This window comes from Paraburkholderia sp. RL18-085-BIA-A (assembly GCF_046027075.1).
Lineage (GTDB): Bacteria > Pseudomonadota > Gammaproteobacteria > Burkholderiales > Burkholderiaceae > Paraburkholderia.
Genome location: NZ_JARESU010000403.1, coordinates 1 through 1,565 on the forward strand (window position 1 = coordinate 1; position 1,565 = coordinate 1,565).

Consider the following 1,565-nt stretch of genomic DNA (forward strand, 5'->3'; position numbering starts at 1 on the left):
ACAGCAATTTCGGGCGCGAGATGATCGCGCGCCATCGCCAGCATCTGCTGTTCGCCGCCCGAGAGCGTGCCAGCGTATTGCGACGCGCGTTCCTTCAGGCGCGGGAAGAAGCCGAACATGCGATCGACGTCCGCCTTGATGCCGTCCGTGTCCGTGCGCAGATACGCGCCCATCTGCATGTTCTCGACGATCGACATGCGCGCGAAAATGCCGCGCCCTTCTGGCACCATCGCGAGGCCGCGCTTGAGCAGTTCGTGCGCCGGGATGCCCTTGATCGACTGGCCCATGTACTCGATGTCACCCGCCGAGTACGGCTTCAGACCCGTGATCGCCTTCATCGTCGTGGTCTTGCCCGCGCCGTTCGCGCCGATCAGCGTGACCAGCTCGCCCTGCGCGACTTCGAGGTCGATGCCCTTGACTGCCTGGATGCCGCCGTAATTGACCTGCAGGCCCTTGATTTTCAACATTGCCGTTGCCATTAGTGGACCCCCGCACCCAGATAAGCTTCGATCACCTTCGGATCCTTCTGCACGTCTGACGGCAGACCTTGCGCGATCACCTTGCCGTAGTCGAGCACCGTCATCTGGTTGCACAGACCCATCACGAGTTTCACGTCGTGTTCGATCAGCAGGATCGTCCGGCCGTCCGCGCGGATCTTGTCCAGCAGCTTGGTCAGCTCGACCTTTTCCGTCGCGTTCATGCCGGCCGCCGGTTCGTCGAGCGCGAGCAGCTTCGGGTCCGTCGCCAATGCGCGGGCGATTTCCAGACGGCGCTGGTGACCATACGACAGATTGCGCGACGTGTAGTCCGCGTACTGCGCGATGCCGACGTACTCCAGCAGTTCGATCGCGCGTTCCTTGATCTCGCGTTCTTCCTTGCGTTCGGCCGGTGTCTGGAACACCGCGCCGATCAGGCCGTGCCTGGTGCGCACGTGGCGCCCGACCATCACGTTCTCCAGCGCGGTCATGCCGCCAAACAGACGAATGTTCTGGAACGTGCGCGCAATGCCCGCCTTCGCCACCTGATACACCGCGGTCGGCGTGTAGTTGTCGCCGTCGAGCTTGAACTCGCCCGAATCCGGCGTGTACAGGCCCGTGATCACGTTGAAGAAGGTGGTCTTGCCGGCGCCGTTCGGGCCGATCAGACCGTAGATCTGGCCGGCCTTGATTTGCAGGCCGACATCGGACAGCGCCTGCAAGCCGCCGAAGCGCTTGTTGACGCCCTTCACCGACAGACGGATCTGTTCGCTGCCCACGTTGTTGCTTACGTTATCGCTCATTTGATTTCTCTCCCGGGCCTTAAGCGCGCACCGGCTTCTTGCCGCTGCGCTTCGCCAGTTTCGCAATCTTGTCCTCGTGCTTCGGCGACGGCCACAGGCCTTCCGAGCGATACAGCATGATCACGACCATCGCGAGACCGTAGAGCAGCTGACGGATCACTTCGGTATCGACGATTTCGTGGCCGAAGATCATGTTCTGCAGCGGACCCATCGTCGAGCGCAGGAATTCCGGGAACACCGCGAGCAGCACCGCGCCGAGGATCACGCCAGGAATATGGCCCATGCC

The 1,565-nt window shown here is 62.4% G+C and carries 1 protein-coding gene and 2 pseudogenes; all 3 read right to left on the reverse strand.

All coding sequences use genetic code 11. The features are described 5' to 3' along the window. Positions 1–479 (reverse strand): annotated as a pseudogene (locus P0D89_RS52780) (ABC transporter ATP-binding protein); the annotation flags it as partial. After that, positions 479–1,279 (reverse strand): ABC transporter ATP-binding protein, encoded by an 801-nt coding sequence (locus P0D89_RS52785; protein WP_408370762.1) that lies wholly within the window; start codon positions 1,277–1,279, stop codon positions 479–481. The gene P0D89_RS52785 and the pseudogene P0D89_RS52780, both read right to left, overlap by 1 nt. 19 nt (positions 1,280–1,298) lie before the next feature. Further along, positions 1,299–1,565 (reverse strand): annotated as a pseudogene (locus P0D89_RS52790) (ABC transporter ATP-binding protein); the annotation flags it as partial.